Origin of the sequence: Sphaerisporangium sp. B11E5 (assembly GCF_039871875.1) — a bacterium.
Lineage (GTDB): Bacteria > Actinomycetota > Actinomycetes > Streptosporangiales > Streptosporangiaceae > Sphaerisporangium.
This window is the reverse complement of the sequence record NZ_JBDPMD010000024.1, coordinates 34985-59901: the sequence shown is the minus strand read 5'-3', so window position 1 is coordinate 59901 and position 24917 is coordinate 34985. Positions and strand designations below refer to the sequence as shown.

Here is a 24917-nt window from a genome sequence, read left to right as displayed (position 1 = left end):
GACCCCGGAGCGCCTAGGTTCGATGTCATGATTCGAGTTTTCCTTCTCGACGATCACGAGGTCGTCCGACGGGGCGTCGCCGCTCTGCTGGAGGCCGAGGACGACATCGAGGTCATCGGTGAGGCCGGTACGGCGGAGTCGGCCGTGGCGCGCATCCCGGCGTTGCGGCCGGACGTCGCGGTGCTCGACGTGCGCCTGCCGGACGGCAGCGGCGTCGAGGTGTGCCGCGAGGTACGCAGCCGGGTGCCCGGGCTGAACTGCCTGATGCTGACCTCCTACGCCGACGACGACGCGCTGTTCGAGGCGGTCATGGCCGGGGCCTCCGGATACGTGCTCAAGCAGATCCACGGCTCGGACCTGGTGGGGGCGGTACGCACCGTGGCCGCCGGGCAGTCGCTGCTCGACCCGCAGACCACGGCCGCGATGTTGCAACGCCTGCGTGACCAGGCCACACGCAAGGACCCGCTGGCGGCGCTGACCGACCAGGAGCGCACCATCCTGGAGCTGATCGGCGAGGGCCTCACCAACCGGCAGATCGGCGAGCGGATGTTCCTCGCGGAGAAGACCGTGAAGAACTACGTGTCGAACCTGCTGAGCAAGCTCAACATGCAGCGCCGCACCCAGGCCGCCGCCCTCGCCGCCCGCATGAAGGACCGCCACGACACCTCGGGAGGCTAGGACGTCCGGGGCGTCCCGGACGTGAGGGCACGCCGGGAGGGCGGAGCCACCGCGCCCCGGCGTCCCTAGCCTTCGTCGAGGACCTCGGGGAGCGGGCGCCGTACGCCGTGGCCCTCGGCGCGGGAGTGGCCGAGCCGCAGGATCATCTGGGGGTGCTCGCCGGCACACAGCTCCTCGCTGATGAACGCGCGCAGGTGACGCCGCTCCAGCGCCTGCGTGTGGAAGGCGGCGCGGACGCCGTGCGCGGCGGCGTGCAGCAGGACGCGCTGCAACGCCTGGCCCGCGGCGATCCAGTCGCCGCGGCCGTCGCCGCAGGTGGTGAGCAGGGCGACCAGGCCCGTCGCGGTCTCGTCGTACCGCTCCTCGCCGCTGCCCCAGGAGTGCCCGTGGGAGTAGTCCCGCTGCGCGAAGTGCGGTGACGTCCGGCGCTGCTCCCGGGGATACGCGCCGGCGGGCACCCCGTCGCCGCGGCGGCTGCCGGGCGGGCGGCCCCAGCGCACGGATTCGAGGGTGTACGCGCGGTCCCGCGCCTGGATCTCCTCGGCCGCCGCGGTCAGCGCCGCCAGGGCGCGCACCGCCGCGCCTTCCACGGGCACCAGGCGCGCCCCCTCGGCTTCGGCCTGCTTGACCAGGGCGTCCACGAGATCAGCGGCCACGGGCGTACCGGCGAAGCCCGCCCGGTGCGTCCGCCGCCGGGTGATCTGCTCGTTCATGAGCTTCACCTGCTCGTCGGCGTCGAGCGGGCCGGCCGCCCTGACCGTGGCCAAGACGGCGGGCCGGTCCGGGTCGGGCAGCACGGTGACCACCGGCCGCAGCCCGGCGGCGCGCAGGGCCGTCCTGATGGTGAACAGGGCGGCACCGCAACTGATCAACTGTTCCCGCCCCTCGGGATCGGAGACCCGCGACCACCGCTCGCTGTCGGCGCGCACCCGGATCTCGTCCCCCTCGATGACGAAGGACCAGGGCTGACTGTTGTGCAGGGACGGCGCCCACACGGCGGCCTCCACCGCGGAGCGCAGGTGGTTCGTCATGGTCCCAGTCCATCATCCGTGGAAACCCGCCGGTCAGGGCCCTATGGCCTTGTCCGCCGGGACCTTGGTGAGTCGCTTGCGGAACACCCAGTAGGTCCATCCCTGGTAGAGCAGCACCAGGGGTGTGAAGATCACGGCGACCCCCGTCATGACGCCCAGCGTGTACGGCGTGGAGGAGGCGTTGGCGACGGTCAGGCTGTTGGCGGGGTTCAGGGCGGGCATGACGTCCGGCCACAGGTCGCCGAAGAGCGTCGCCGTCACCGCGACGATGGCCATCGCGGTGGCGGCGAACGCCCAGCCGTCCCTGCCGAGGCGGGTGGCGGCCAGGGCCCCGAGGATGCCGGCGGCGGCGAGCCCCGCGGTGGCCCAGGTGAGCGGCTTGCCGGCGTCGAGCTGGGTGATCAGCAGGAAGGTCCCGCCGATGAGGAGCGCCGGCAGGCCGGCCTGCAGCGCGAGCCGCGCCGCGCCCGCGCGGAACTCCCCCTCGGTGCGCAGGGCGAGGAACACCGCGCCGTGGAAGGTGAACAGCGTCAGCGTGGCGGCGCCGCCGAGCAGGGCGTACGGATTGAGCAGCGTGAACAGGGTCCCGGTGTACTCGTGCGCGGCGTCGAGCGGCACTCCCCGCACGATGTTGGCGAACGCCACCCCCCACAGGAACGCGGGGGTCAGCGACCCCCAGAAGAACATGAGGTCCCAGCCGCGGGTGCGGTCGCTCTTGCCGCGGTACTCCAGCGCGACACCCCGGGCGATCAGCGCGAGCAGGATGAGGAACAGCGGCAGGTAGAACCCGCTGAACAGCGTCGCGTACCACTCGGGGAAGGCCGCGAACGTCGCGCCGCCCGCCACCAGCAGCCACACCTCGTTGCCGTCCCACACCGGGCCGATCGAGCGGTAGACCAGCCGCCGCTCGGACTCGTCCCCAGCCAGGAACGGCAGGAGCACTCCGACGCCGAAGTCAAAACCCTCCAGGACGAAGTAGCCCGTCCACAGGACGGCGATGAGGACGAACCAGACGGTCGTGAGTTCCATGGTCGTGGGTCTTTCGCGTCGTGCCGGACGTGACGGCTAGTACGAGAGGGCGGGCAACGGCTCGGCTGGGGTCTCCGCGCCCGGCTCAGGCTCGGGACCGAGACGGATGAACTTGAGCAGCAGCCGCACCTCGACGGCCGCGAGCGCGGCGTAGACGAGGGTGAAGCCGACGAGTGTGATCGCCACCTCGGCGACGTCCGCGCCGGGCGAGACGGCGGCGGCGGTGCGCATGACGCCGAAGACCGTCCACGGCTGGCGCCCCATCTCGGTGAAGATCCACCCGAGGGAGTTGGCGAGGAACGGCAGGGCGATCCCGGCGACGGCGATCCTGGTGAACCACGGGTTCACCGGAGTCCTGCCGCGCCGGGTCAGCCACAACCCCGCGAGCGCGAGCAGCCCGGCGAGGAAGCCGAACCCGATCATCAACCGGAAGCTCCAGTAGGCCAGCCCGATGACCGGCCGGTAGTCCCCCGCGCCGTACAGCGCCAGGTACCGCGCCTGGATGTCGTTGATCCCCTCGACCCGGCCGTCCAGGGTGTTGGTCGCGAGCACGCTGAGGCCGTTCGGGACCTGGAGGTTGACGCTGTTGCGGCCGTTCTCGACGTCGCCGATCGCGAAGAGGGAGAAGCCGGCGGAGGACTCGTCCTCCCACAGCGCCTCGGCGGCGGCCATCTTCATGGGCTGCTGCTCGGTCATGATCTGCGCCTGCCAGTGCCCGGACAGGGCGACGCCCCCGGCCGCGACGAGGCCGGTCACCAGGGCCAGCCGCATCGACGTGCGGAACATCGGGACGTCCCGCTTCCTGGCCAGTTGCCAGGCGCTGATGCCCGCCACGAACGCCCCCGCCGTGACGAACGCGCCGAAGATCACGTGCGGGAAGGTCACCAGCGTCGTGGAGTTGGTCAGCACGGCCCAGATGTCGGTGAGCTCGGCCCGGTGGGTGACGGGGTCGATCCGGTAGCCGACCGGGTGCTGCATCCAGGAGTTGGCCGCCAGGATGAAGTACGCCGACAGGAACGTGCCGATCGAGGCGAGCCAGATCGTCGCCAGGTGGATCCTCGGCGGCAGCTTGTCCCAGCCGAAGATCCACAGGCCGATGAACGTGGACTCCATGAAGAAGGCGATCAGGCCCTCCATGGCCAGCGGCGCCCCGAAGACGTCCCCGACGAACCGCGAGTAAGCACTCCAGTTCATCCCGAACTGGAACTCCTGCACGATGCCCGTCACCACGCCCATCGCGAAGTTGATCAGGAACAGCCTCCCCCAGAAGCGGGTAAGACGCAGGTAGGAGGGTTTCTTCGTGCGGTGCCAGGCGGTCTGCAGACCGGCGACGACGAACGAGAGGCCTATCGTCAGCGGGACGAAGAGGAAGTGGTACACGGTCGTGATGCCGAACTGCCATCGCGACAGGTCCAAGACGTCCATCGGGGACTCCAAGTCATAGTGAACTCCTAGGAGGGTCCGCCTCCCCGCCGGCCGCCTGTAGGGCCGGGAGACTCCCGAGGTCAGGACCTTGGTCCCGGTGGACCGCCGCCTCCCAGGTCCCGCCGCGGACCGGCGGCCCGCCGGTCCCGCCGCGGGCGGGCCGACGGACCAAAGTCCCCCGGCACCGGGCCGTCCGGCTCTCCTTCCGGTGCCGGGACGGGCGAGAACCTGACTGCGGAACCTGCGAAGGAGTCGCCATGTCCGCCGCCGAATCGGGAAGCCTCACCATGTCCGACGAATGCGATGTCCTGTTGCGCGACGGCGCCATCGCCCATGTACGCCCGCTCGTGCCCGAGGATCGCGCCGCACTGCACGGACTGGTCGACCGCACCTCGGAGCTGTCGGCGTACCTACGGTTCTTCACCGGAGGGCGATCGACGGCGCACGCCCACATGGACCGCGTCACGGCCCCCGGCCACCAGGGCCGCGCCCTGGTCGCGGTGCTGCGGGGGCGGGTGGCCGGCATCGCCGAGTACACGCTGTACGGCGACAGGACCGCCGACATGGCGGTCCTGATCGACGACGAGTTCCAGGGCGACGGGCTCGGGACGTTGCTGCTCGAGCATCTCGCGGCCCGGGCCGCCGCCGAGGGCGCCGAGGCGCTCGTCGCGCAGGTGCTCTCCGGGAACACACCGATGCTCCGGCTTCTGCGCGATCTCGGCCTGGCGGTCGAGATCCGCTACGACGGCGCCACGGCTGACGTCGTGGTGGACCTGACGCCGGGTGTGAACCTGATGGAGCGGGTCGCCGCCCGCGAGCACGAGGCGGGACGCGCCTCACTGGCCCCGCTGCTGGCTCCCGCGTCGGTCGCGGTCATCGGTGCCGGGCGGGCCCCTGGGGGCATCGGGCACACGGTGGTGCGCAACTTGATCGACGGCGGCTTCCGCGGTTCCGTCCACCCGGTGAACCCGCGCGCCACGGAGATCGCCGGGCTCCCCGCCTGCCCCGATGTGGCGGCGATACCGGTGCCCGTGGACCTGGCGGTGATCGCCGTCCCCGCCGCGGCGGTCCTGGGGGTCGCCCGCGAGTGCGCCGCCGCCGGGGTCAAGGGCCTGGTGGTGTTGTCCGCGGGCTTCGCCGAGAGCGCGGGGAAGGACGCCGAGACCGAGCTGCTCGCCGTCTGCCGGTCGGCCGGCATGCGGCTGGTCGGGCCGAACTGCCTGGGAATCGTGAACACCGCGGCCCTGCTGAACGCGAGCTTCCTGCCGAACACGCCCGAGCCGGGCGGCGTCGCGGTGCTCTCCCAGTCGGGTGCGGTGGGTGCGGCGCTGCTGGACCGGCTGCCGGTCTCCTCGTTCGTGTCGGTCGGCAACAAGGCCGACGTGAGCGGCAACGACCTGCTCGACTACTGGGAGGACGACGGCGCCACAACGGTGATCGCCCTGTACCTGGAGTCGTTCGGCAACCCCAGGAAGTTCGCGCGGATCGCCTCCCGCGTCGGCCGCCGCAAGCCGATCCTGCTCGTCAAGAGCGGCCGCTCGGACGCCGGTGACCGCGCCGTGCGCTCGCACACCGCCGCGGCGGCCACCCCCGACATCGCGGTGGACGCCCTGGTGCGCGCCGCCGGGGTGATCAGGCTGGACAGCGTACGCGACCTGATCGACACCGCGCGGCTCATGGCCACGCAGCCGCTGCCGTCCGGGCGCCGCGTCGCCATCGTCGGCAACTCCGGCGGGCCCGAGGCGATGACGGCCGACGAATGCGAGCGCAACGGCCTGGTCGTGCCCGAACTGCCCGCCGTCCCCGCGCTGGCGGCCCGCATCCCCGCCGCCGCGTTGCGCAACCCCGTGGACCTGACCGCCGGCGCCCGGGCCGAGGACATCGGTCTCGCCATCGAGAGCGCCCTGGCCCAGCCGGAGGCCGACGCGGTGCTCGTCGTCTACACGCCGCCGTTCGGCTCGGGCACGGACGCGACCAAGGCGGCCATCGCCGAGGCGGCCCGCCACGCCGTCAAGCCGGTCCTGGCCTGCGTCATGGGCGAGGACGGGCTGGTGGGCGGCCATGTCCCCTGCTACGCCTATCCCGAGCAGGCCGTGCGGGCCCTGGCCCGCGCGGCGGCCTACGCCGAGTGGCGGCGCCTGCCCCCCGAGATGCCCGGCCCGGTGCTCGACGACCCCGCCGCGCGTGAGATCGTCGGGAACGCCGAGGGGTGGCTCTCCCCCGAGACGACCGAACGCCTGCTGCGGCACTTCGACGTGCCCGTGCTGCCGTCGGTGACCGTGCACGACGCGGAGTCGGCCGCCGAGGCCGCCGAGGCGCTCGGCTGCCCCGTGGCGCTCAAGGTGACCGGTCCGGTCCACAAGAGCGACGTCGGCGGCGTCCGTCTCGGCCTCTCCGGGCCCGCGGAGGCGCGGCGGGCGTACCGCGAGATGGCCGCCTCGATCGGCCCGGCCATGACCGGCGCGATCGTGCAGCCCATGGCCGCCGAGGGCGTCGAGATCATCGTGGGTGGCGTCAACTACCCGTCGTTCGGGCCGCTCGTCATGATCGGCATGGGGGGCGTGGCCGCCGACCTGGTGGCCGACCGCTCGTTCCGCATGCCGCCCTTCCGGCTGGAGACCGCCGCCGAGATGATCGCCGACCTTCGCTGCTCACCCCTGCTGTACGGCTACCGCGGCCGCCCCAAGACCGACACCGCGGCCCTGGCCGCCCTCGTCACCCGGGTCGGCCACCTGATGGACGCCCTGCCCGAGATCGCCGAGCTCGACCTCAACCCCGTGATCGTCACCCCGGACGGCGCCGTCGCCGTGGACTCCCGCGTCCGCGTGACCCCCCGCCGCCCCACCCCCTCGCCCTACACCCGCCGGCTGCGCTGACCGCGCGCCTGAGACGGCGAACCGGCCCGGCGGCGACCGCCGGGCCGGTTCGCCGTTCGCGCTAGTCGCGGGGGCGGACCACGGCGACCGGGCACTTGGCGTGGTGCAGCACGCCGCGGCTGACGGAGCCGAGCACCGCCGCGGTCAGGGCGCCGCGGCCGTGGGAGCCGATGACGAGCAGGTCGGCCCGCTCGGACGCGGCGGCGAGCGCCTCGACCGGGTGGCCGCGGCGGACGTCCTCGATCACCCGGACGCCGGGGTACTCGGCCCGGCCCTTGGCGAGCAGGCCCGCCACCGCCGTCTGCCGGTCTGTCCTGGTCTGCTCCGCGTCGTAGGCGATGTCCGGCGCGAAGGGGTACACCGGTGGCTCCCACGCGTGCAGAGCGCGCAGCGTGGCGCCGCGGCGCGCGGCCTGCTCGAACGCGTAGGCCAGGGCCGGCAGGCACTCAGGGGTGTCGTCGACCCCGGCGACGACCTCGCCCTTCGGAGCGAAGGCCGTCTGCGGCACGACCACCACGGGCCCCGGGGCGTGGCCGGCCACGTGCATGCTGACGGAGCCGACGACCAGCCTGGCGAACCCGCCCATGCCCCGGGTGCCGACCACCAGCTCGGCCGCCTCGGCGGCCTGGGAACGCAGCACCTCGCTGGGCCTGCCCTCAAGGACCCGCGTGGTGACGGCGACGTCGCGGTCACGCGCGCGGGCGGCCCGCTCCGCCTCCTCCAGGACGCGCTCGGCGCCACGGGCGAGCTGGTCGCCGAGACCGGGGTCGAACCTGGTGATCTGGTAAGGATCGCGGTTCAGGACGAACACGACGCGCAGGGACGCCCCGCTGCGCACCGCGTCGTCAGTGGCCCACACGACGGCCGCGAGCGATGCCGGTGAGCCGTCCACGCCGACGACGACATCTTTCATGACTCCTCCTTCGTCCCTTCCATGGCACCGCGCGGCGCACCGGCGCCGAAGGGCCGAAGGTCCCCTCCGGGCGTGCCTTAGGAACGTGAGAGACCCGGCGGGCGCGGCGCGCCCGCCGGGTCGGCGTGGGGGGTTCTACCTTTCGGCGGCGATGCGGGCCGCGGTCTGGACGAGGCGGTTGGCGTAGCCCCACTCGTTGTCGTACCAGCCGAAGACCTTCACGAGGTTCCCGTCGGCCTGGGTGAGGGGCGCGTCGAACACGCAGGAGGCCGGGTCGCCGATGACGTCGCTGGAGACCAGGGGCCCGGTGCTGTAGCGCAGGACCTCCGCCAGCGGACCCCCCGCTGCCTGGGCGAAGGCGTGGTTGATCTCCTCCACACTCGCCGGACGGGACACGACCGCGGACAGGTCGGTCAGGGAGCCGTCGACGACCGGCACGCGCAGCGCGATGCCGTCGAGGCGTCCCGCCAGCTCGGGCATGACCTCGCCGACCATGCGGGCGGCGCCGGTCGTGGTGGGCACGATGTTCACCGCGGCCGAGCGGGCGCGGCGCGGGTCCTTGTGCGGCGCGTCGAGGAGCCGCTGGTCGCCGGTGTAGGCGTGCACGGTCGTCATGAAGCCCTTGATGAGGCCGAAGGTCTCGTGGAGCACCTTGACCATGGGCGCGACGCAGTTGGTGGTGCACGAGGCCATCGAGACGATCTGGTGCAGCCCGGGGTTGTAGGCGAGGTCGTTGACACCGGGCACCAGCGTGACGTCCATGCCCTGGCCGGGGGAGGTGACCAGCACCTTGCGCGCCCCGTTCTTCAGGTGGGTCTCGGCGAAGGCCCTGGTGCGGAAGCGGCCGGTGGCCTCGATGACGAGGTCGGCGCCGTAGGCCTCCCAGGCGATTCCGGACGGGTCGTGGTGGCTCGTCACCGGGATGCGCGTGCCGTCCACGACGAGCGCGCCGGAGGCCACGGCGACCGGCTTGTCGTAGGTGCCGAACGTGGAGTCGTGCTTGAGCAGGTGGGCCAGCGTCCCGGCGTCGGCCAGGTCGTTGATCACGACGACGTCCAGTCCCCGGGCCAGTCCCGCGCGGAGCACGGCGCGGCCGATCCGGCCGAATCCATTGATGCCGATCTTCATCATGATTCCTCCAAGGCGTCTCTAGCGCCGATCGTCCGGCGGCGGGGGGCGCGGTCCGTAGAGGCGAACCGATCGCGACGAAGGGGACCTTCGTCCCCAGGGCCGGGGACCTCCGCTCGGTGAGATGCCGGCCGTGTCCGGCGAGAGTGGAGAGAGAAGCCGACCCGAGGGGGTTTCGATGACGGTCACGATGGGCCGGGAGCGTGTGGCTCCGGTTATCGCTTGGCACGGTTTCCGTGGCACTGCGTGGCGGGAACTGATCGATGTACGTGCGTTCATCCAGGCCAACTACACGCCGTACGAGGGCGACGAGAGCTTCCTCGCCGGCGCGACCGAGCGGACCCGCGCCGTCTGGGGCAAGATCACCGAGTTGCTGCCCGAGGAACGGCGCCGGGGCGTCTACGACGTGGACGCCACCACGCCGTCCTCCATCACCGCGCACCCTCCCGGCTACATCGACCGCGACCGCGAGCTGATCGTCGGCCTGCAGACCGACGCGCCGCTCAAGAGGGCGATCATGCCGCAGGGCGGGCTGCGCATGGTGCAGAACGGGCTGGCCGCCTACGGCTACGAACCCGCTCCCCAGGTGACGGAGATCTTCACGAAGTACCGCAAGACGCACAACGACGGCGTCTTCGACGCCTACACCCCCGAGATCAAGGCCGCCCGCCGCTCGGGGATCGTCACCGGGCTGCCCGACGCGTACGGCCGCGGACGCATCATCGGCGACTACCGCCGGGTCGCCCTCTACGGCGTGGACCGTCTCGTCGAGGCCAAGACGGAGGAGCTGCGCGGCCTGGACGACGCGTTCTCCACCGACGACGTGATCCGCGACCGCGAGGAGCTCTCCGAGCAGATCCGCGCCCTGGAGGAGCTGCGGCGGATGGCCGCCTCCTACGGCCACGACATCTCCCGCCCCGCCGCGACCGCGCACGAGGCCGTGCAGTGGCTGTACTTCGCCTACCTGGCCGCGGTGAAGGAGCAGAACGGCGCCGCGATGTCGCTCGGCCGCACCTCCACCTTCCTCGACATCTACCTCCAGCGGGACCTGGACCAGGGCCTCATCACCGAGGAGCGCGCCCAGGAGCTGATCGACGACTTCGTGATCAAGCTGCGGATCGTGCGGTTCCTGCGCACCCCGGAGTACGACCGGCTGTTCTCCGGCGACCCGACGTGGGTGACCGAGTCGATCGGCGGCATGGGCCAGGACGGGCGCACCCTCGTCACCCGCACGAGCTTCCGCTACCTGCAGACGCTGCGCAACCTCGGCCCGGCCCCCGAGCCGAACCTCACGGTGTTCTGGTCGCCGCGGCTGCCCGAGCCGTTCAAGCGCTTCTGCGCGCGGTTGTCCATCGAGACGAGCTCGATCCAGTACGAGAGCGACGAGCTGATGCGCCCGTACACCGGCGACGACACCGCGATCGCCTGCTGCGTGTCCGCCGCGCCGGTCGGCGAGCAGATGCAGTTCTTCGGCGCGCGGGTGAACCTGGCCAAGACCCTGCTGTACGCGATCAACGGCGGGCGCGACGAGATGACCGGTGAGCAGGTCGGCCCGAAGACCCTGCCGATCACGGGCGAGTACCTCTCCTACGACGAGGTCGCCCCCGCGTTCGACCGGATGATGGACTGGCTGGCCCGCACGTATGTCGAGGCGCTCAACGTCATCCACTACATGCACGACAAGTACGCCTACGAGCGTCTTGAGATGGCATTGCACAGCTACCCGGTCAGGCGCACGCTGGCCTGCGGGATCGCCGGCCTGTCGGTCGCCGCCGACAGCCTCTCGGCGATCAGGTACGCCCGGGTGCGGGTCATCCGCGACGCGAACGGCCTGGCGGTCGACTACGTGGTGGAGGGCGACTACCCGGCCTTCGGCAACAACGACGAGCGGGTGGACGCCATCGCCGTCAGCCTGGTCCGGTCGTTCATGGGCAAGATCCGCAGGCATCCCGCGTACCGGGGCGCCGAGCACACCCAGTCGGTGCTGACGATCACCTCCAACGTGGTGTACGGCGCGCACACGGGCAACACCCCCGACGGGCGCCGCGCGGGGCAGCCGTTCGCACCGGGCGCCAACCCGATGAACGGGCGCGACCGGCACGGCATGATCGCCTCCGCCCTGTCGGTGGCCAAGCTGCCGTACGAGCAGGCGCGGGACGGGATCTCGCTCACCAACACGGTCACCCCCGAGGGGCTCGGCCGCACCGAGGAGGAACGGGTGACGAACCTGGTGGGAGTGCTCGACGGATACATGGACGCCGGCGGCTTCCACATGAACGTCAACGTGCTCACCCGGGCCGTCCTGCTGGACGCGATGGAGCACCCGGAGAAGTACCCGCAGCTCACGATCCGCGTGTCCGGCTACGCGGTGAACTTCGTGCGGCTGACCCGCGAGCAGCAGCAGGACGTGGTGGACCGCACCTTCCACGGGTCGTTGTGAACACGCGGGAGACGGTTCTCTCCGAGGCGGCGGGCGAACTGCGCCCGCCGCCGCACCCGGAGGGGACCGGGGTGATCAGCTCGTGGGACCTGTCCGTCGGCGTGGACGGCCCGGGGACCCGCTTCGTCGTGTTCACCTGCGGCTGCCCGCTGCGCTGCCTGTACTGCCAGAACCCGGAGACCTGGCGCATGCGCGACGGCCGCCGGGTGACGGTGGACGAGGTGATGACCGAGATCGGCCGGTACCGCCGTTTCATCGCGGTGGCGGGCGGCGGCGTCACGGTCAGCGGCGGCGAGCCCCTGCTCCAGCCCCGCTTCACCGGTGAACTGCTGCGCCGGTGCCGCGAGGCCGGCCTGCACACCGCCCTGGACACCTCCGGGGCCCTCGGCGACCGCGCGACCGACGCGCTGCTGGGGGACACCGACCTCGTCCTGCTGGACGTCAAGTCCGGCGACCGGGAGGCGTACCGCGAGCTGACGGGCGGCGACCTGGAGCCGACCCTGCGCTTCGCCCGCCGCCTGGCCGACCTCGGCACCCGGACCTGGATACGCTTCGTCCTGGTCCCCGGCCTCACCGACGCGCCGGAGCACGTGGACGCCCTGGCCCGGTTCGTCGCCGGCCTCGGCAACGTCGAGCACGTCGACGTGCTGCCCTTCCACCGGATGGCCACGGACAAGTACCGGCGGCTCGGCCTGACCTTCCCGCTGGCCGGCGTGAAGCCGCCCGGCGCGGACCTCCTGGCCCGCGTGCGCGCCCAGTTCGCGGTCCGCGGCGTCACCGCCCTCTGAGAACCCGGGCTCAGCCGGCCTGCACGCGGCGTCCGGTGATCCGGGTGGGCACGACGCGGACGTACAGCCGCCGCTCGCCGCCCGGCCAGGGCTCCACGGCCGTCGCCCGCACCGTCGCCAGCTCCTCCTCGGAGGTGACGCGGTGCGCGGCCCCCTGCACCAGCACGCTCCACCCCTCGCGGGTCACCGTGTCGATGTGATCGACCTCGAAGGCCACCTTGAGCTCCACCCCCGCGACCCCGGTGTCCAGGTCCTCGTCCATCGGCCCGCCGAAACCGGTGCGGAACAGCACGGTGTCGCCGCACATCGTGTAGTTGACCGGCAGCACCACCGGCCCGTCCGGCCCGGTGAAGCCCACCCGGCCGACGACGCCCTGATCGAGCAGCCGGCGGCACTCCTCCGCGTCCAGTTCCCGCAGCACCGGTGCGGTGTCGTCATCCCCCATGACGGACTTATTCCCCGTGGAGCCGTTCCCGCCCGTCCCGCGTACCCGGACATGTCCAAGGTCCCACCCACCGGTGGCTTTGGGCTCGGGTGCCCGGCCCCGCCGATCGGAATGCTTGAAGTGTCCGCAGGACCCGACACGCCCGAGGTGACCGGCAAATGATCGATTTACTGGTAGGAAACGCCCTCAAGGCCCTCGACGAGTACGCGGCCTTCACGCAGGAGCGGATCGACCACATCGTGAAGAAGGCGTCGGTGGCGGCACTGGACGAGCACGCGGCGCTCGCCGAGCACGCCGTCCGGGAGACCGGGCGCGGCGTGTTCGAGGACAAGGCCGTGAAGAACATCTTCGCCTGCGAGCACGTGACCAACAGCATGGCGTCGCTGAAGACCGTGGGCGTCGTCGCGCGGGACGACATCAGCGGGCTGGTGGAGATCGCCGAGCCGGTGGGCGTCGTCGCGGGCATCACCCCGGTGACCAACCCCACCTCGACCACCGTCTTCAAGGCGCTGATCGCGCTGAAGACCCGCAACCCGATCATCTTCGCCTTCCACCCCTCCGCCCAGGAGTGCAGCGTGGCGGCGGCGACGGCCGTGCGCGACGCGGCGGTCGCGGCGGGCGCCCCCGAGCACTGCATCCAGTGGATCACCGAGCCGTCGCTGGAGGCGACGACCGCGCTGATGCGCCACGACGGCGTGGCGACGATCCTCGCGACCGGCGGCGGCGGAATGGTGCGGGCGGCGTACTCGGCCGGCAAGCCCGCGCTCGGCGTCGGGCCCGGCAACGTGCCCGCGTACGTCGAGAGCACCGCCGACCTGCGCAGGGCCGTCAACGACATCGTGCTGAGCAAGTCCTTCGACAACGGCATGGTGTGCGCCTCCGAGCAGGCCGTCATCGTGGACGCCGACGTCCACGACGAGGTGATGGCGGAGTTCGCCCGCCTGCACGCCCACCTGGCGACGCCCGAGGAGAAGCGCCTGCTGGAGGAGCTGCTGTTCGGCACCGGCACGATCAACTCCGGCGTCGTCGGCCGCTCCGCCCACGAGATCGCCGCCATGGCCGGGTTCGAGGTCCCGGGCGACACCTCGATCATCCTCGCCGAGGTCGCGGAGGTCGGTCCGGCCGAGCCGCTGACCAGGGAGAAGCTGTGCCCGGTGCTGGCCGTGCTGAGGGCACGCGGCCGCGAGGAGGGCATCGTGCTGGCCGAGCGCATGGTCGAGTTCGGCGGCCTCGGGCACAGCGCGGCCGTCCACACCCGCGACGAGACCCTGGCCGAGGAGTTCGGGGAACGGGTGAAGGCCGTGCGGATCATCTGGAACGCCCCCTCGTCGCAGGGCGGCCTCGGCGACATCTACAACGCGTTCGTCCCGTCGCTGACGCTCGGCTGCGGCAGCTACGGGCGTAACTCGGTCTCGCACAACGTCTCGGCCGTCGATCTGCTCAACATCAAGCGGATCGGGCGGCGCACCAACAACCTGCAGTGGTTCAAGGTGCCGGCCAAGGTGTACTTCGAGCCGCACGCCGTCAGGTACCTCGCCGACATGCCGGACGTGCACCGGGTCACCGTGGTCACCGACGCCACCATGACGCGGCTCGGCTACGTCGACCGGATCATCACCGTGCTCGGGCGGCGCCCTGAGAGGGTGGCGCTGCAGATCATCGATGACGTCGAGCCGGAGCCCAGCGTCGCCACCGTCGACCGCGGCGCCGAGCTGATGCGGGCCTTCCGTCCCGACACGATCATCGCGCTCGGCGGCGGGTCGGCGATGGACGCGGCCAAGGTCATGTGGCTGCGCTACGAGCACCCCGAGGTCGTCTTCGCCGACATGCGGCAGAAGTTCTTCGACATCCGCAAGCGGGCCTTCAGGTTCCCGCCGCTCGGCGCGCGGGCGCGGCTGGTGTGCGTGCCGACCACCTCGGGCACCGGCGCGGAGGTCACCCCATTCGCGGTCATCACCGACACGGCGACAGGCAAGAAGTACCCGCTGGCCGACTACGCGCTCACGCCGACGGTCGCGATCATCGATCCGGTGCTGGCCGCCGACCTGCCGCCGGTGGTCACCGCCGACAGCGGGTTCGACGCCCTCACCCACGCGATCGAGGCGTACGTCTCGGTGTACGCGAGCGACTTCACCGACGGGCTCGCGCTGCACGCCATCAAGCTCGTCTTCGCCAACCTGGAGCGGGCCGTACGGCACGGCGCGGCCGACCCGGAAGCCCGGGAGCACATGCACAACGCCGGCACCATCGCGGGCATGGCGTTCGGCAACGCCTTCCTCGGCATCGTGCACGCCATGTCGCACACCCTCGGCGCGACCTTCCACATCGCCCACGGGCGCACCAACGCGGTCCTGCTGCCCCACGTCATCCGGTACAACGGCACGGTCCCGGCGAAGTTGTCGGGCTGGCCCAAGTACGAGCACTACCGGGCGCCCGAACGGTTCCGCGAGATCGCCCAGGCACTCGGCATCGACGGCGGCGCCGAGGAACTCGCCGCGGCCGTCGAGCGGCTCAGGGACGCCGTCGGCATCGAGCCGTCCTTCCAGGCCCTCGGCGTGGACGAGCAGGACTTCATCGCGCGGCTGCCCGAGCAGACACGCAACGCCTACGAGGACCAGTGCGCCCCGGCCAACCCCCGCATGCCGATGCTCGGCGACATGCAAGACCTCATGCGCGCGGCCTACTACGGCACCAAGTGAAGGAGGCGACTCGCGATGCGGACCTTCGTGTACGACTTCGCGGACGGCGGCAAGGACATGAAAGACCTTCTCGGCGGTAAAGGAGCGAACCTCGCCGAGATGACCCGGATGGGGCTGCCCGTCCCGTCAGGCTTCACGATCACGACCGAGGCCTGCCGGGCCTACCTCAAGCTCGACGAGGCGCCCGAGGGCCTGATGGAGGAGGTCGAGGCGCACCTGGGCCGCGTGGAGCAGGCCATGGGCCGCCGCTTCGGCGACCCCGCCGACCCCCTGCTGCTGTCGGTGCGCTCCGGCGGCAAGTTCTCCATGCCGGGAATGATGGAGACGATCCTGGACATCGGCCTCAACGACACCACCGTCCAGGGCCTCGCCGCGACATCGGGCGGCGAGCGCTTCGCCTGGGACTGCTACCGGCGCCTCATCTCCATGTACGGCTCCACGGTGGCGGGCGTCCCGCACGACGACTTCGAGCGGGCCCTGGCCGCCCGCCGCCGCGCCGCCGGCGCCGGCCTCGACGCGGCCGGCCTGCGGGAACTGGTGCAGGAGTACAAGGACCTCTACCGGCGGCACACGGGTGAGCCCTTCCCCCAGGACCCCCGCGCACAGCTCGCCGGCGCCGTCCTCGCGGTGTTCCGGTCCTGGAACACCGAGCGGGCGCGCGTCTACCGGCGCGCCGAGCACATCCCCGACGACCTCGGCACCGCGGTCAACGTCATGGCCATGGTGTACGGCAACCGCGGCCCCGCCTCCGGCACCGGGGTCGCCTTCACCCGCGACCCGGCCACCGGCACCCGCGGCGTCTACGGCGACTACCTGCCGGACGCGCAGGGCGAGGACGTCGTCGCCGGCATCCGCGACACGCTGCCCCTGCAGGAGCTCGCCCGCCTCGACCGGCGCTCCTTCGACCAGCTCGTCGCCGCCATGGACACGCTGGAGCGTCACTACCGCGACCTGTGCGACATCGAGTTCACCATCGAGGAGGGCCGCCTCTGGATGCTCCAGACCCGCGTCGGCAAGCGCACCGCGGCGGCCGCCTTCACCATCGCCGCCCAGCTCGTCGACGAGGGCCTCATCGACCTGGACGAGGCGCTGCGCCGCGTCGACGGCGCCGGGCTCGCCCGGCTCATGTTCCCCCGCTTCGACCTGTCCGGCGCCCCCGCGCCGATCGTGACCGGCGTGCCCGCCTCCCCCGGCGCGGCGTCCGGCCGGGCCGTGTTCGACTCCCGGCGCGCCGCGGAGGCCGGTGAGCCGGTCATCCTGGTCCGCAGGGAGACCAACCCCGACGACCTGCCGGGCATGCTCGCCGCCCGCGGCATCCTGACCGGCCGCGGCGGCAAGACCTCGCACGCCGCCGTGGTCGCCCGCGGCATGGGACGCACCTGCGTCTGCGGCGCCCCCGTGGAGGTCGACGAGGAACGCCGTGAGCTGCGGGCCGGTGACGTGGTCGTCCGTGAGGGCGACATGATCTCGGTCGACGGCGCGACGGGCCACGTCTACACCGGTGAGCTGCCCGTGCGCCCCTCCCCGGTCGTCAGCTACTTCGAGGGCGAGCCTGCCACGGGTGCCGGGCCGCTGGTCGCGGCGGTGAGCCGGCTGCTGGCGCACGCCGACGCGATCCGCCGCCTCGGCGTGTGCGCCAACGCCGACACCCCCGAGGACGCCGCACGCGCCCGGCGGTTCGGCGCCGCGGGAATCGGCCTGTGCCGCACCGAGCACATGTTCCTCGGCAAGCGGCGCACGCTGGTGGAACGGCTCATCGTCGCCGACGGCGAGCGGGAGGTCCAGGAGGCGCTGGACGCGCTCCTGCCGCTCCAGCGGGCCGACTTCACCCGCATCCTGGCGGAGATGGACGGTCTGCCCGTCACGATCCGGCTGATCGACCCGCCGCTGCACGAGTTCCTGCCGTCACTGGAGGACCTCCTCGGCGCCACGACCGAGCACGACAAGAAGCTGCTCGCCGCCGTCCGGCGGCTGCACGAGGCCAACCCCATGCTCGGACTGCGCGGCGTCCGCCTCGGCCTGGTGGTCCCCGGCCTGTTCGCCATGCAGGTCCGCGCGATCGCCGAGGCGGCGGCCGAACGGTCGCGCAACGGCGGCGACCCGCGCCCCGAGATCATGGTGCCACTGGTGGGCGACGTCCATGAGCTGGCCGCCGTGAGAGCCGAAGCCGAACAGGTACTGGCCACTGTGAGAGCCGAAGCCGAACAGGTGCCGGCCACCGTGGGAGCCGAAGCCGAGCAGACGGCGGCCACCGTGGCAGCCGAAGCCGGGCAGACGGCGGCCGGTGCGATGGCGCGAGCCGGGCAGGTGCCGGCCGGAGGAGGGCGAGGGCCGGGTCGTGTCCTCCCGGACATCCCCGTCGGGACCATGATCGAGGTGCCGCGGGCGGCGCTGACGGCGGGCGAGATCGCCGAGCAGGCCGAGTTCTTCTCCTTCGGCACCAACGACCTCACCCAGATGACCTGGGGGTTCTCGCGGGACGACGTGGAGGGGACGATCTTCCCCACGTACCTGCGCCTGGGGGTCTTCGAGGAGTCGCCCTTCGAGACCGTCGACCGTCGCGGCGTCGGCCGCCTGGTGGAGATCGCGGTGACCGAGGGCCGCGCGGCCCGGCCGGACCTGCGCATCGGCGTCTGCGGCGAGCACGGCGGCGACCCCGCGTCGGTGCGGTTCTTCCACGAGGCCGGCCTGGACTACGTGTCCTGCTCCCCGTTCCGTGTCCCGGTGGCCCGCCTGGAGGCGGGCCGGGCCGCGCTGCCGGACATCGCCGGCACGCCGGACACGCGCTGACCCGCTGACCAACGGCGGCCGGCGCGGGCCCTCCGGCCCTACGCGCCGGCCGCCCGAGGAGATCGAATGGAATCGAACACATCCACAAGGAGGTGGAGCGATGAGCACGCTCACACGCCGGGAGAAGGGAATCTTCCCCGAGATCTTCGACCTGCTGGAGGCACCTTTCTTCGGGCTGCGCCCGTCCCAGAGCCCGCGGTTCGAGGACTTCGTCAAGGAGGGCGAGTACGTCCTGCGGGTGGAGCTCCCCGGCATCGCCCCGGAGGACATCGAGGTCACCGTCGGCGGCGGCGTCCTGACCATCCACGCCGATCGGCACCGTGAGGAGACCGACGTCTCCCGCAGCGAGTTCCGCTACGGCAGCCTGACCCGCTCGATCACCCTCCCCCCGTCCGCCGAGGAGAAGGGCGTCACCGCCGTCTACGACAAGGGCATCCTGGAGATCACCGTCAAACTGTCCGAAGCCAAGGAATCCGGCACCCGCGTGCCGGTGACCATGCCGAAGACCACAAAACACTGACCCACCTCTCCCAAAAGGGCCCGCCCGGCAACGGACGGGCCCTTCCCCTGTCCAGCCCCCGCACCCACCGGCCCCCGGACGCAGGACACACCACCGGCAACATCACCGGCCCACACCGTGCCCACGGACACACACCAGGCGAACCCACTGTCCAGCCCCCGCACCCACCGGCACCCCAGACGCAGGACACACCACCGCCAACCGTCACCGGCCCACACCGTGCCCACGGACACACACCAGGCAGACCCACTGTCCAGCCCCCGCACCCACCGGCACCCCAGACGCAAGACACACCACCGGCAACGTCACCGGCTCACACCGTGCCCTCGGGGACACACCGGGCGGGGTCCTTCCCGCTGTCCAGGTCCGTGCGCATCGGGACTCGCGGGTGTGGCCGCCGATCAGGGGGACGTGTCGCGGGATTCCCCCGGCGGGGGTCTCACCGGCTCACGCCGGGTTCTTGGGGACGCGGCGGGCGCGGTGGCGGGTCAGGGCGAGGACCGTGCCGGGGATCAGGGCCAGGGTGGCGGCGAGCAGGAGGTCGCGGGGGGAGAGTGGCTCGACGCGCAGCAACCGGCGCAGCGGGTCCACGTACAGGGGGGCGATCTGCAGGATCAGCGCCCCCAGTACGGCGAGGTCGAGGAAGCGGATGTGGCGGCGGTGGCCGGGGGTCCGCGGGGCGCGTACCGCGAGCGCGACGCCGAGCTGGGCCACGCCCAGGGTCACGAAGATCATGCTCTGCCAGGGGCCGCCGGAGTACCACGCCCACGCGCCGAGGCCTACAGCGATCAGGGCGATGGCGGTGCCGGTCACGGCGATGGGGCCGAGCAGGCCGCTCAGGATGGACTGCCGGAGGGGACGAGGGGGGCGGCGCATGGCCGCGGGGTCGGCGGGCTCGGCCCCCATGGCCACCCCGGGCAGGCCGTGGGTGAGCATGTTGATCCACAGGATCTGCGCCGGTTGCAGCGCCACCGCCGGCCCGATGAACGGCAGGGCGAGCATCACGAGCAGCTCCGCGAGACCACCGCTCAGCCCGTACCGCAGGAAGCGGCGGATGTTGGCGTAAACGCGGCGCCCCTCCTCCACGGCCGACGCCACCGTGCGCAGGTCGTCGTCGGTGAGCACCAGATCGGCGGCCTGCCGGGCCACCTCCGTGCCGCCGCGGCCCATGGCCACCCCGATGTCCGCCCGGCGCAACGCCGGGCCGTCGTTCACCCCGTCACCGGTCATCGCGACGACGTGCCCCTCCTGCTGGAGGGCGCGCACGATATCGAGCTTCTGCTCAGGAAGCGTGCGCGCGAACACCCGCGCGGCGGCGAGCCGCTCCGGGGGCACACCCGCGGCGATCTCGGGACCGGTGAGCACCTGCGCGGCCGTGACCGGTATCCCCACCCACTCGGCGACCGCCGCGGCGACGGCCGGGTGGTCACCGGTGATGAGCCGGAACCGGATACCGGCCCGCCGGCAGGCGGCGACCGCTCCGGCGGCGTGCGCCCGGGGCGGGTCGACGACCGCCACCAGCCCGATGATCCGCAGCCCTCGCTCCAGGTCGCCCAGTCCCCCCGCATCCCCCGGGACCCCGGCGCGGTGCTCGGCCTGCCCCCGTCCCGAGCCCATGTCATCACCGCCCTCACCACGGCCGACTTCCGCCGAGGCCACGGGCCCGGGGCGCGCCACGGCGTCACCCCAGCTCGCCCCCACCACTTCACCGCCCTCCCGGCCACCACCGTCCACCGAGCCCACGACCTCGCGGTGACCGCCCCCTTCCAAGGCCACGGCGGCGCAGTGACCATCGCCGTCCACGACCGCGGCAGTGGGGTGGTCGTCACCGTCCATGGTTGCGGCGGCGCGCTGGACATCGCCCTCTACGACCGCGGCGGCGGACTGGACATCGCCCTCCACGACCGCGGCGGCGGACTGGACATCGCCGTCCATGGTTACGGCGGCGCGGTGGTCAGCCGGTCGCGGGTCCGTCCATGCCTCGGCCACGGCCAGCACCCGGTATCCCGAGGCGGCGAGCTCGTGCGCCTTGTCCAGGGCCGCCGCGGCGGCGTCCCCGATCATGGCGACGAGGACGTCGGGTGCGCCCTTGCAGATGACGAGCCGGCCGCCCTGCGGGGGGCGATGCACCGTGATCATGCGCTTTCGCGTGCTGTCGAACGGCACCTCCCCCACCCGCGGATACGCACGCCTGCACTCTGCGCCGTCCACGCCGCCCTTCCCGGCGAGAGCCAGCAACGCGGCCTCCAACGGGTCACCCACCGCCCCCCACGCACCCTCTTCACCGGGTGCCACCAGATCGGCGTCGTTGCACAACACCGCACCCCGCAACAACGCCGGCAGACCGCCGGCCCACCCGGCTTCGGGGCCACCCCCCACCACACCACCGCCCGCCGGACCGCCCTCCACCGATCCACCGGCCCCCACGCGCCTTTCCACCGGTCCACCGGTCCCCACCCGCGCCTCCACCGACCCACCGGCCTCCGGGCCGCCGGTCACGCCGGTCACCGACCCGCCGGTCACCGGGCCGCCCGCCACCGGGCCGCCGGTCGTGGGGCGGATGTCGCCGATGGGGGCGTAGCCGTCGCCGGTGACCTCGTACTCGGTGCCGTCGGGGGTCCAGACGCGGGTGGCGACCATGCGGCCCTCTGTGAGGGTGCCGGTCTTGTCGACGGCGAGGACGGAGACGGTGCCGAGGGTTTCCACGGCGGGCAGGTTGCGGACCACGGCCGATCTCTGCGCCATGCGCCGCGCGCCGAGGGCGAGCGCGAGGGTCACCACGGCGGGCAGGGACTCCGGTACCACGGCCACGGCGACGCTCACCCCGACGAGCAGCATCGCCCAGACGGGCTCGCCCCGGAGCACACCGAGGGCGGCGACCATCGCGCTGGCCGCGAGCACGCTCAGCGCCAGCAGCCGGCCGAGCCGGGCCAGCCGGGCCTGCAGAGGCGTCGGGCGGGGCTTCTCACCGGCCAGCAGCGCCGCGATCCGCCCCAGCGCGCTGTCCGCGCCGATCGCCGTCACGACGGCGGCACCCCGGCCGTGGGTGATCACCGTGCCCGCACGCACCCGCCGGTCCTCCGGCGGCCCGGTGACCGATTTGTCCACCGGCACCGACTCCCCGGTCAGCGCCGACTCGTCCACCTGCACCTGAACGGCCTCGGCCAGCTCGCCGTCCGCGGCCACCACATCCCCGCCGGTGAGCACCATCACGTCCCCAGGGACCACCTCGGCCGCCGGCACCAGCAGGTCGGCGCCGTCCCGCCGGACCCTGGCCATCGGCGCGGCGAGATCCGCCAGCGCGTCGATGGCGCGGGCCGCGCGCAGTTCCTGCACCACTCCCACGGTCGTGTTGATCACGATCACGAGCGAGATGACCAGCGCGTCCACCGTGTCGCCCATGGACGACGCGACCACGGCGGCGGCCACCAGCAGCAGGATCATCGGGTCCCGCACCTGGGTGAGCAGCCGGTCCCGCAGATGCCGATCCCGCCGCACGCGCACGATGTTCGGCCCGAAGTCCGCGTGCCGCCGCGCCGCCTCGTCCGCGGCCAGCCCGGCCGCGACAGACATCGGCCCCGCTCCCGACGGCGATGTCGTGCTCATGCCCCGCCTCCCGATCGCCCGTATGGTCAATGGACCCGGATCCGGCGTCGCCGGGCGGGGGTGAGGGATCCGCGTGCGGGCGCGCCGCCCGAAGGCGACAGGCGCCCAGGCGTCCCCACCACCGCCACCGGGCAGGGCGGCCACCGCAGGCACGCCAGCAGGACCGCGCCAAGGCGCCCATCCCCCGGCCGCTGGGCCGCCGAACCCAGGACCAGCAGATCCGCGCCGGCCACCTCGGTCAGCGCCTGCTCCGGCCGTCGCCCGCTGAGCGCGGTCCTGACCGGCAGCCGGGGGAACCGGGCGCGGACCACGGCCACCGACCGCTCCAGCAGTTCCCTCCCGGCCTCGTGGTCCTCCTCGGGCCCCGGCACGGGCGCGTACGGGGCCGGCGGGTGGAGGTGACGGTTCCACGAGTGCACGACGAAGAGGACACCGCCCCGCCGGGAGGCCTCCTCCGCCGCCCACAGCAGCGCGGCGCCGGAGGCAGGCGAGCTGTCGAGTCCCACCGCGATCACATCCCGTTTCCTCATCGTCGTCTCCTCAGGTCCGGTGCGGCCCGCGGCGCCAGGAGCCGGCCGTGGCCCAGGCGGCGTCCCATCGGGCGTGGCGGCCGCGGTCGAGTGCGCGGCGGGCGATCCGGTGTCCGACAAGGGCGACGACGATCGCGCCGAGCTCCACCCAGAGGACCGCCAGCACGGCGGAAAGGACGACCTCGGCGTGGAGGCGGGGACGTGTGGTGATCGCCCCGTGGCCGTCGATCCACACGATCGCCGACGTGCCCGCCGCCGCGTCCGTGAGGGCGGCCACTCGGCCCGTCACCAGGACGCCCTGGTCCGTGCGCCACTCTCGCGCGCCCGCAGGCGTCTCCACCAACGTCACGACGACCCGCTCACGGATCCCCGGCCCCGACGCCTCCGCCCGCAGGCCGTCGCGGTAGACGGCGGCGCCCGCCAGTGCGGCCGGCCACAGCGCGAGAAGCACGAGGCCGGTGGCCAGCGCCACGACCAGCGCCTCCCACCGGTCGGAGCGGCGGCGCAGCGGGTTGCGGTCCGGACGGTAGAGGCGTACCCGCCTCGTGACCCGGTCCCGTACGGTTCTCATCACCCACCTCCTGGGGGCGTCCCCGCCCCGGCGACGTCCCTCGGAGGGTGCCGCCGGGGCGGGCCGTGTCATGCGATCGCCATCGCGGCGGCGAGCGACTCGCCCCACTCATGAGCGCGCCGTTCCTCCGACTCCTCCAGCGGTCCCTTGGTGCCGGTGACGTAGAAACTCATCGGGCGGCCGACGGCGCGCAGCCCGTGCCTGCGGAGCGCCTTGTGGGCGGCCTTGGCGGCCGATCCCGGCAGGTACGCGGCGCGGACCCTGGTGTCGAACGCCGCGGCGGCGACGGGTGTGGCCACCCGTAGGGCCGACAGCCACTCGCGGATACCGTTGCCGGGGGAGACCAGCGCGCCGTCCGCCTGCTGCGCGGCGGACTGGCGGGTGCTCGCGCGGGTCATGCCGAACACGTGCGTGGGACCGCCCACGACGAGCAGGGCGACGTCCCCGGGGAGATCAGGGGCGGCGGTGCCGACCTCCTGGATCTCGACGACCATGTGGGCCGCGAGGCCGCGTGCGACCTCCTCGGCGATCATCTTGGTGTTGCCGAACATCGATTCGTAGACGACGAGCGCGCGCATGGCGCTCATCTCCTCTCCACAGGAGGGACACGAGGACGCCGCGCCGCCCGTCCGGGGGGACGGGCGGCGCGGCCGGAGCGCTACTTCAGTACCGGGTACTTCTGGACGAGGCCGGTGCGCGACCACCAGGCGCCGATGCCGAGGGTGTCGCCGGCGGAGGCCAGCGCCAGGCCGATCAGCACCACGGCGTAGACGAGGTGGTCGTCCAGGAAGGGGTTGTTCGCCAGAGGAAGCTCGGCGGCCCACATGAGGACCAGAAGCAGGGTCCCCGCCCCGGCGGCGACGCGGATGCCCGCGCCGAGGATGAGGGCGCCGCCGATGCCGAGCAGGCCGAGCATGAACAGCCAGTCGACCCACGGCTGGCCCGCCAGGCCGGAGAAGAAGCCGCCGAGCGCGTTCTCACCGGTGCCCTTGAGGAAGCCGGTGGTGGGGCTGCCGCCGTTGATCCACGCCTTGGCGGACGGGGTCGCGAAGCCCCAGCCGAAGAGCTTGTCCAGGAAGGCCCAGAGGAAGACCCAGCCGAGGGCGATGCGGGCGACGGCCCAGACGTAGTCCACGGCACGCGCCGGGGCCGGCGCCTGCGAACCGATCGCGGGGGAGGTGTGGACGTTGTGACGTCCCTGGGTGGTGGCCATCGTTAGCCCCTTTCAGAGCGGTTGCTGCCGTGTTCTCACGCCTCAAATGACATCGCTTTGCCGGAGCTTTGCTCAGGGCAGGAGTGCTCGTGACCGGCACCCCGCAAGACCCGTTCTTCGTGGGACTTTCGGCCTTCGGACCGGCCTCGGCCGCAGGCCGGCCCCTCAGGGCCGAAGGTCCCGCCGGGTGGTGTCCATCGGCGGTGCCGGGAGCCGGTCCTGCCGGGAAGACTGA

17 protein-coding genes and 1 pseudogene are annotated in these 24917 nt (G+C 72.7%); 7 read left to right on the top strand and 11 right to left on the bottom strand.

Features of this window, described 5'->3' with window-relative positions; genetic code table 11:
• Positions 1 to 27 precede the first annotated feature (27 nt).
• Entirely contained in the window at positions 28 to 678 is a 651-nt protein-coding gene (locus tag ABGB17_RS21725) for a response regulator transcription factor (protein ID WP_347632340.1), read from the top strand.
• 65 nt (positions 679 to 743) lie between these two features.
• Here the strand turns inward: ABGB17_RS21725 and ABGB17_RS21720 are convergent, their stop codons facing one another.
• Genes ABGB17_RS21720 through ABGB17_RS21710 form a run of 3 tightly spaced genes read right to left on the bottom strand, consistent with a single transcriptional unit; the run spans position 744 to position 4163 of the window.
• The gene (locus ABGB17_RS21720) at positions 744 to 1709 is read right to left on the bottom strand and encodes a hypothetical protein (RefSeq protein WP_347632338.1); all 966 of its coding nucleotides are present in this window, start codon (positions 1707 to 1709) and stop codon (positions 744 to 746) included.
• 33 nt (positions 1710 to 1742) lie between these two features.
• On the bottom strand, positions 1743 to 2738 hold the full coding sequence (gene cydB / locus ABGB17_RS21715) for a cytochrome d ubiquinol oxidase subunit II (RefSeq protein ID WP_347632336.1): 996 nt from the start codon (positions 2736 to 2738) through the stop codon (positions 1743 to 1745).
• 36 nt (positions 2739 to 2774) lie between these two features.
• Positions 2775 to 4163 carry a cytochrome ubiquinol oxidase subunit I gene (locus ABGB17_RS21710; protein ID WP_347632334.1) on the bottom strand — a complete coding sequence of 463 codons (1389 nt, stop codon included), beginning with the start codon at positions 4161 to 4163 and terminating at the stop codon, positions 2775 to 2777.
• Positions 4164 to 4420: 257 nt separating this feature from the next.
• Here ABGB17_RS21710 and ABGB17_RS21705 point away from each other — a divergent pair, with 257 nt between their 5' ends.
• Positions 4421 to 7039: a GNAT family N-acetyltransferase gene (locus tag ABGB17_RS21705; protein WP_347632332.1), complete on the top strand. Its 2619-nt coding sequence runs from the start codon at positions 4421 to 4423 to the stop codon at positions 7037 to 7039.
• Between the two features lie 61 nt (positions 7040 to 7100).
• Here the strand turns inward: ABGB17_RS21705 and ABGB17_RS21700 are convergent, their stop codons facing one another.
• Together ABGB17_RS21700 and gap are read right to left on the bottom strand one after the other, a co-directional pair.
• A complete protein-coding gene (locus tag ABGB17_RS21700) occupies positions 7101 to 7952 on the bottom strand; it encodes a universal stress protein (RefSeq protein WP_347632330.1) in 852 nt (283 codons plus the stop codon).
• A 135-nt stretch (positions 7953 to 8087) separates the two neighbouring features.
• Positions 8088 to 9086 (bottom strand): type I glyceraldehyde-3-phosphate dehydrogenase, encoded by a 999-nt coding sequence (gap, locus tag ABGB17_RS21695; protein ID WP_347632403.1) that lies wholly within the window; start codon positions 9084 to 9086, stop codon positions 8088 to 8090.
• A 184-nt stretch (positions 9087 to 9270) separates the two neighbouring features.
• On the opposite strand from gap, the gene pflB reads away from it, so the two are divergent.
• Both pflB and pflA read left to right on the top strand, forming a co-directional pair.
• On the top strand, positions 9271 to 11520 hold the full coding sequence (pflB, locus tag ABGB17_RS21690) for a formate C-acetyltransferase (RefSeq protein ID WP_347632401.1): 2250 nt from the start codon (positions 9271 to 9273) through the stop codon (positions 11518 to 11520).
• Positions 11517 to 12308, top strand: a complete 792-nt coding sequence (gene pflA / locus ABGB17_RS21685) for a pyruvate formate-lyase-activating protein (RefSeq protein ID WP_347632328.1) — start codon at positions 11517 to 11519, stop codon at positions 12306 to 12308. The genes pflB and pflA overlap by 4 nt, the downstream gene beginning before the upstream one ends.
• Positions 12309 to 12318: 10 nt before the next feature.
• On the opposite strand, the gene ABGB17_RS21680 is transcribed toward pflA, so the two are convergent.
• Positions 12319 to 12753, bottom strand: a complete 435-nt coding sequence (locus ABGB17_RS21680; RefSeq protein ID WP_347632326.1) for a pyridoxamine 5'-phosphate oxidase family protein — start codon at positions 12751 to 12753, stop codon at positions 12319 to 12321.
• 152 nt (positions 12754 to 12905) lie between these two features.
• Here ABGB17_RS21680 and adhE point away from each other — a divergent pair.
• The 3 genes and pseudogenes from adhE to ABGB17_RS21665 all read left to right on the top strand — a co-directional run.
• Positions 12906 to 15452, top strand: a pseudogene (adhE, locus tag ABGB17_RS21675) (bifunctional acetaldehyde-CoA/alcohol dehydrogenase); the annotation flags it as partial.
• A gap of 15 nt (positions 15453 to 15467) precedes the next feature.
• Positions 15468 to 18242: a pyruvate, phosphate dikinase gene (gene ppdK / locus ABGB17_RS21670; RefSeq protein WP_347632324.1), complete on the top strand. Its 2775-nt coding sequence runs from the start codon at positions 15468 to 15470 to the stop codon at positions 18240 to 18242.
• 100 nt (positions 18243 to 18342) lie between these two features.
• Positions 18343 to 18762, top strand: coding sequence for an Hsp20/alpha crystallin family protein (locus ABGB17_RS21665; RefSeq protein WP_347632322.1), 420 nt, complete (start codon positions 18343 to 18345; stop codon positions 18760 to 18762).
• Between the two features lie 447 nt (positions 18763 to 19209).
• On the opposite strand, the gene ABGB17_RS21660 is transcribed toward ABGB17_RS21665, so the two are convergent.
• The 5 genes from ABGB17_RS21660 to ABGB17_RS21640 form a co-directional block, all read right to left on the bottom strand.
• Positions 19210 to 22368, bottom strand: a complete 3159-nt coding sequence (locus ABGB17_RS21660) for a cation-translocating P-type ATPase (protein ID WP_347632320.1) — start codon at positions 22366 to 22368, stop codon at positions 19210 to 19212.
• Between the two features lie 26 nt (positions 22369 to 22394).
• Positions 22395 to 22898: a universal stress protein gene (locus ABGB17_RS21655; protein WP_347632318.1), complete on the bottom strand. Its 504-nt coding sequence runs from the start codon at positions 22896 to 22898 to the stop codon at positions 22395 to 22397.
• A gap of 10 nt (positions 22899 to 22908) precedes the next feature.
• On the bottom strand, positions 22909 to 23469 hold the full coding sequence (locus ABGB17_RS21650; protein ID WP_347632316.1) for a hypothetical protein: 561 nt from the start codon (positions 23467 to 23469) through the stop codon (positions 22909 to 22911).
• A gap of 68 nt (positions 23470 to 23537) precedes the next feature.
• The gene (locus tag ABGB17_RS21645) at positions 23538 to 24056 is read right to left on the bottom strand and encodes a flavodoxin domain-containing protein (RefSeq protein WP_347632314.1); all 519 of its coding nucleotides are present in this window, start codon (positions 24054 to 24056) and stop codon (positions 23538 to 23540) included.
• Between the two features lie 71 nt (positions 24057 to 24127).
• On the bottom strand, positions 24128 to 24682 hold the full coding sequence (locus ABGB17_RS21640; protein WP_347632312.1) for a hypothetical protein: 555 nt from the start codon (positions 24680 to 24682) through the stop codon (positions 24128 to 24130).
• Positions 24683 to 24917: the final 235 nt, after the last annotated feature.

Bases quoted from the DNA above. Each gene is read 5' to 3' on its own strand.
- ABGB17_RS21725 (WP_347632340.1), top strand. From the start codon at position 28: ATGATTCGAGTTTTCCTTCTCGACGATCACGAGGTCGTCCGACGGGGC.
- ABGB17_RS21720 (WP_347632338.1), bottom strand. From the start codon at position 1,709: ATGACGAACCACCTGCGCTCCGCGGTGGAGGCCGCCGTGTGGGCGCCG.
- cydB (WP_347632336.1), bottom strand. From the start codon at position 2,738: ATGGAACTCACGACCGTCTGGTTCGTCCTCATCGCCGTCCTGTGGACG.
- ABGB17_RS21710 (WP_347632334.1), bottom strand. From the start codon at position 4,163: ATGGACGTCTTGGACCTGTCGCGATGGCAGTTCGGCATCACGACCGTG.
- ABGB17_RS21705 (WP_347632332.1), top strand. From the start codon at position 4,421: ATGTCCGCCGCCGAATCGGGAAGCCTCACCATGTCCGACGAATGCGAT.
- ABGB17_RS21700 (WP_347632330.1), bottom strand. From the start codon at position 7,952: ATGAAAGATGTCGTCGTCGGCGTGGACGGCTCACCGGCATCGCTCGCG.
- pflB (WP_347632401.1), top strand. From the start codon at position 9,271: ATGGGCCGGGAGCGTGTGGCTCCGGTTATCGCTTGGCACGGTTTCCGT.
- ABGB17_RS21680 (WP_347632326.1), bottom strand. From the start codon at position 12,753: ATGGGGGATGACGACACCGCACCGGTGCTGCGGGAACTGGACGCGGAG.
- ppdK (WP_347632324.1), top strand. From the start codon at position 15,468: ATGCGGACCTTCGTGTACGACTTCGCGGACGGCGGCAAGGACATGAAA.
- ABGB17_RS21665 (WP_347632322.1), top strand. From the start codon at position 18,343: ATGAGCACGCTCACACGCCGGGAGAAGGGAATCTTCCCCGAGATCTTC.
- ABGB17_RS21660 (WP_347632320.1), bottom strand. From the start codon at position 22,368: ATGAGCACGACATCGCCGTCGGGAGCGGGGCCGATGTCTGTCGCGGCC.
- ABGB17_RS21655 (WP_347632318.1), bottom strand. From the start codon at position 22,898: ATGAGGAAACGGGATGTGATCGCGGTGGGACTCGACAGCTCGCCTGCC.
- ABGB17_RS21650 (WP_347632316.1), bottom strand. From the start codon at position 23,469: ATGAGAACCGTACGGGACCGGGTCACGAGGCGGGTACGCCTCTACCGT.
- ABGB17_RS21645 (WP_347632314.1), bottom strand. From the start codon at position 24,056: ATGAGCGCCATGCGCGCGCTCGTCGTCTACGAATCGATGTTCGGCAAC.
- ABGB17_RS21640 (WP_347632312.1), bottom strand. From the start codon at position 24,682: ATGGCCACCACCCAGGGACGTCACAACGTCCACACCTCCCCCGCGATC.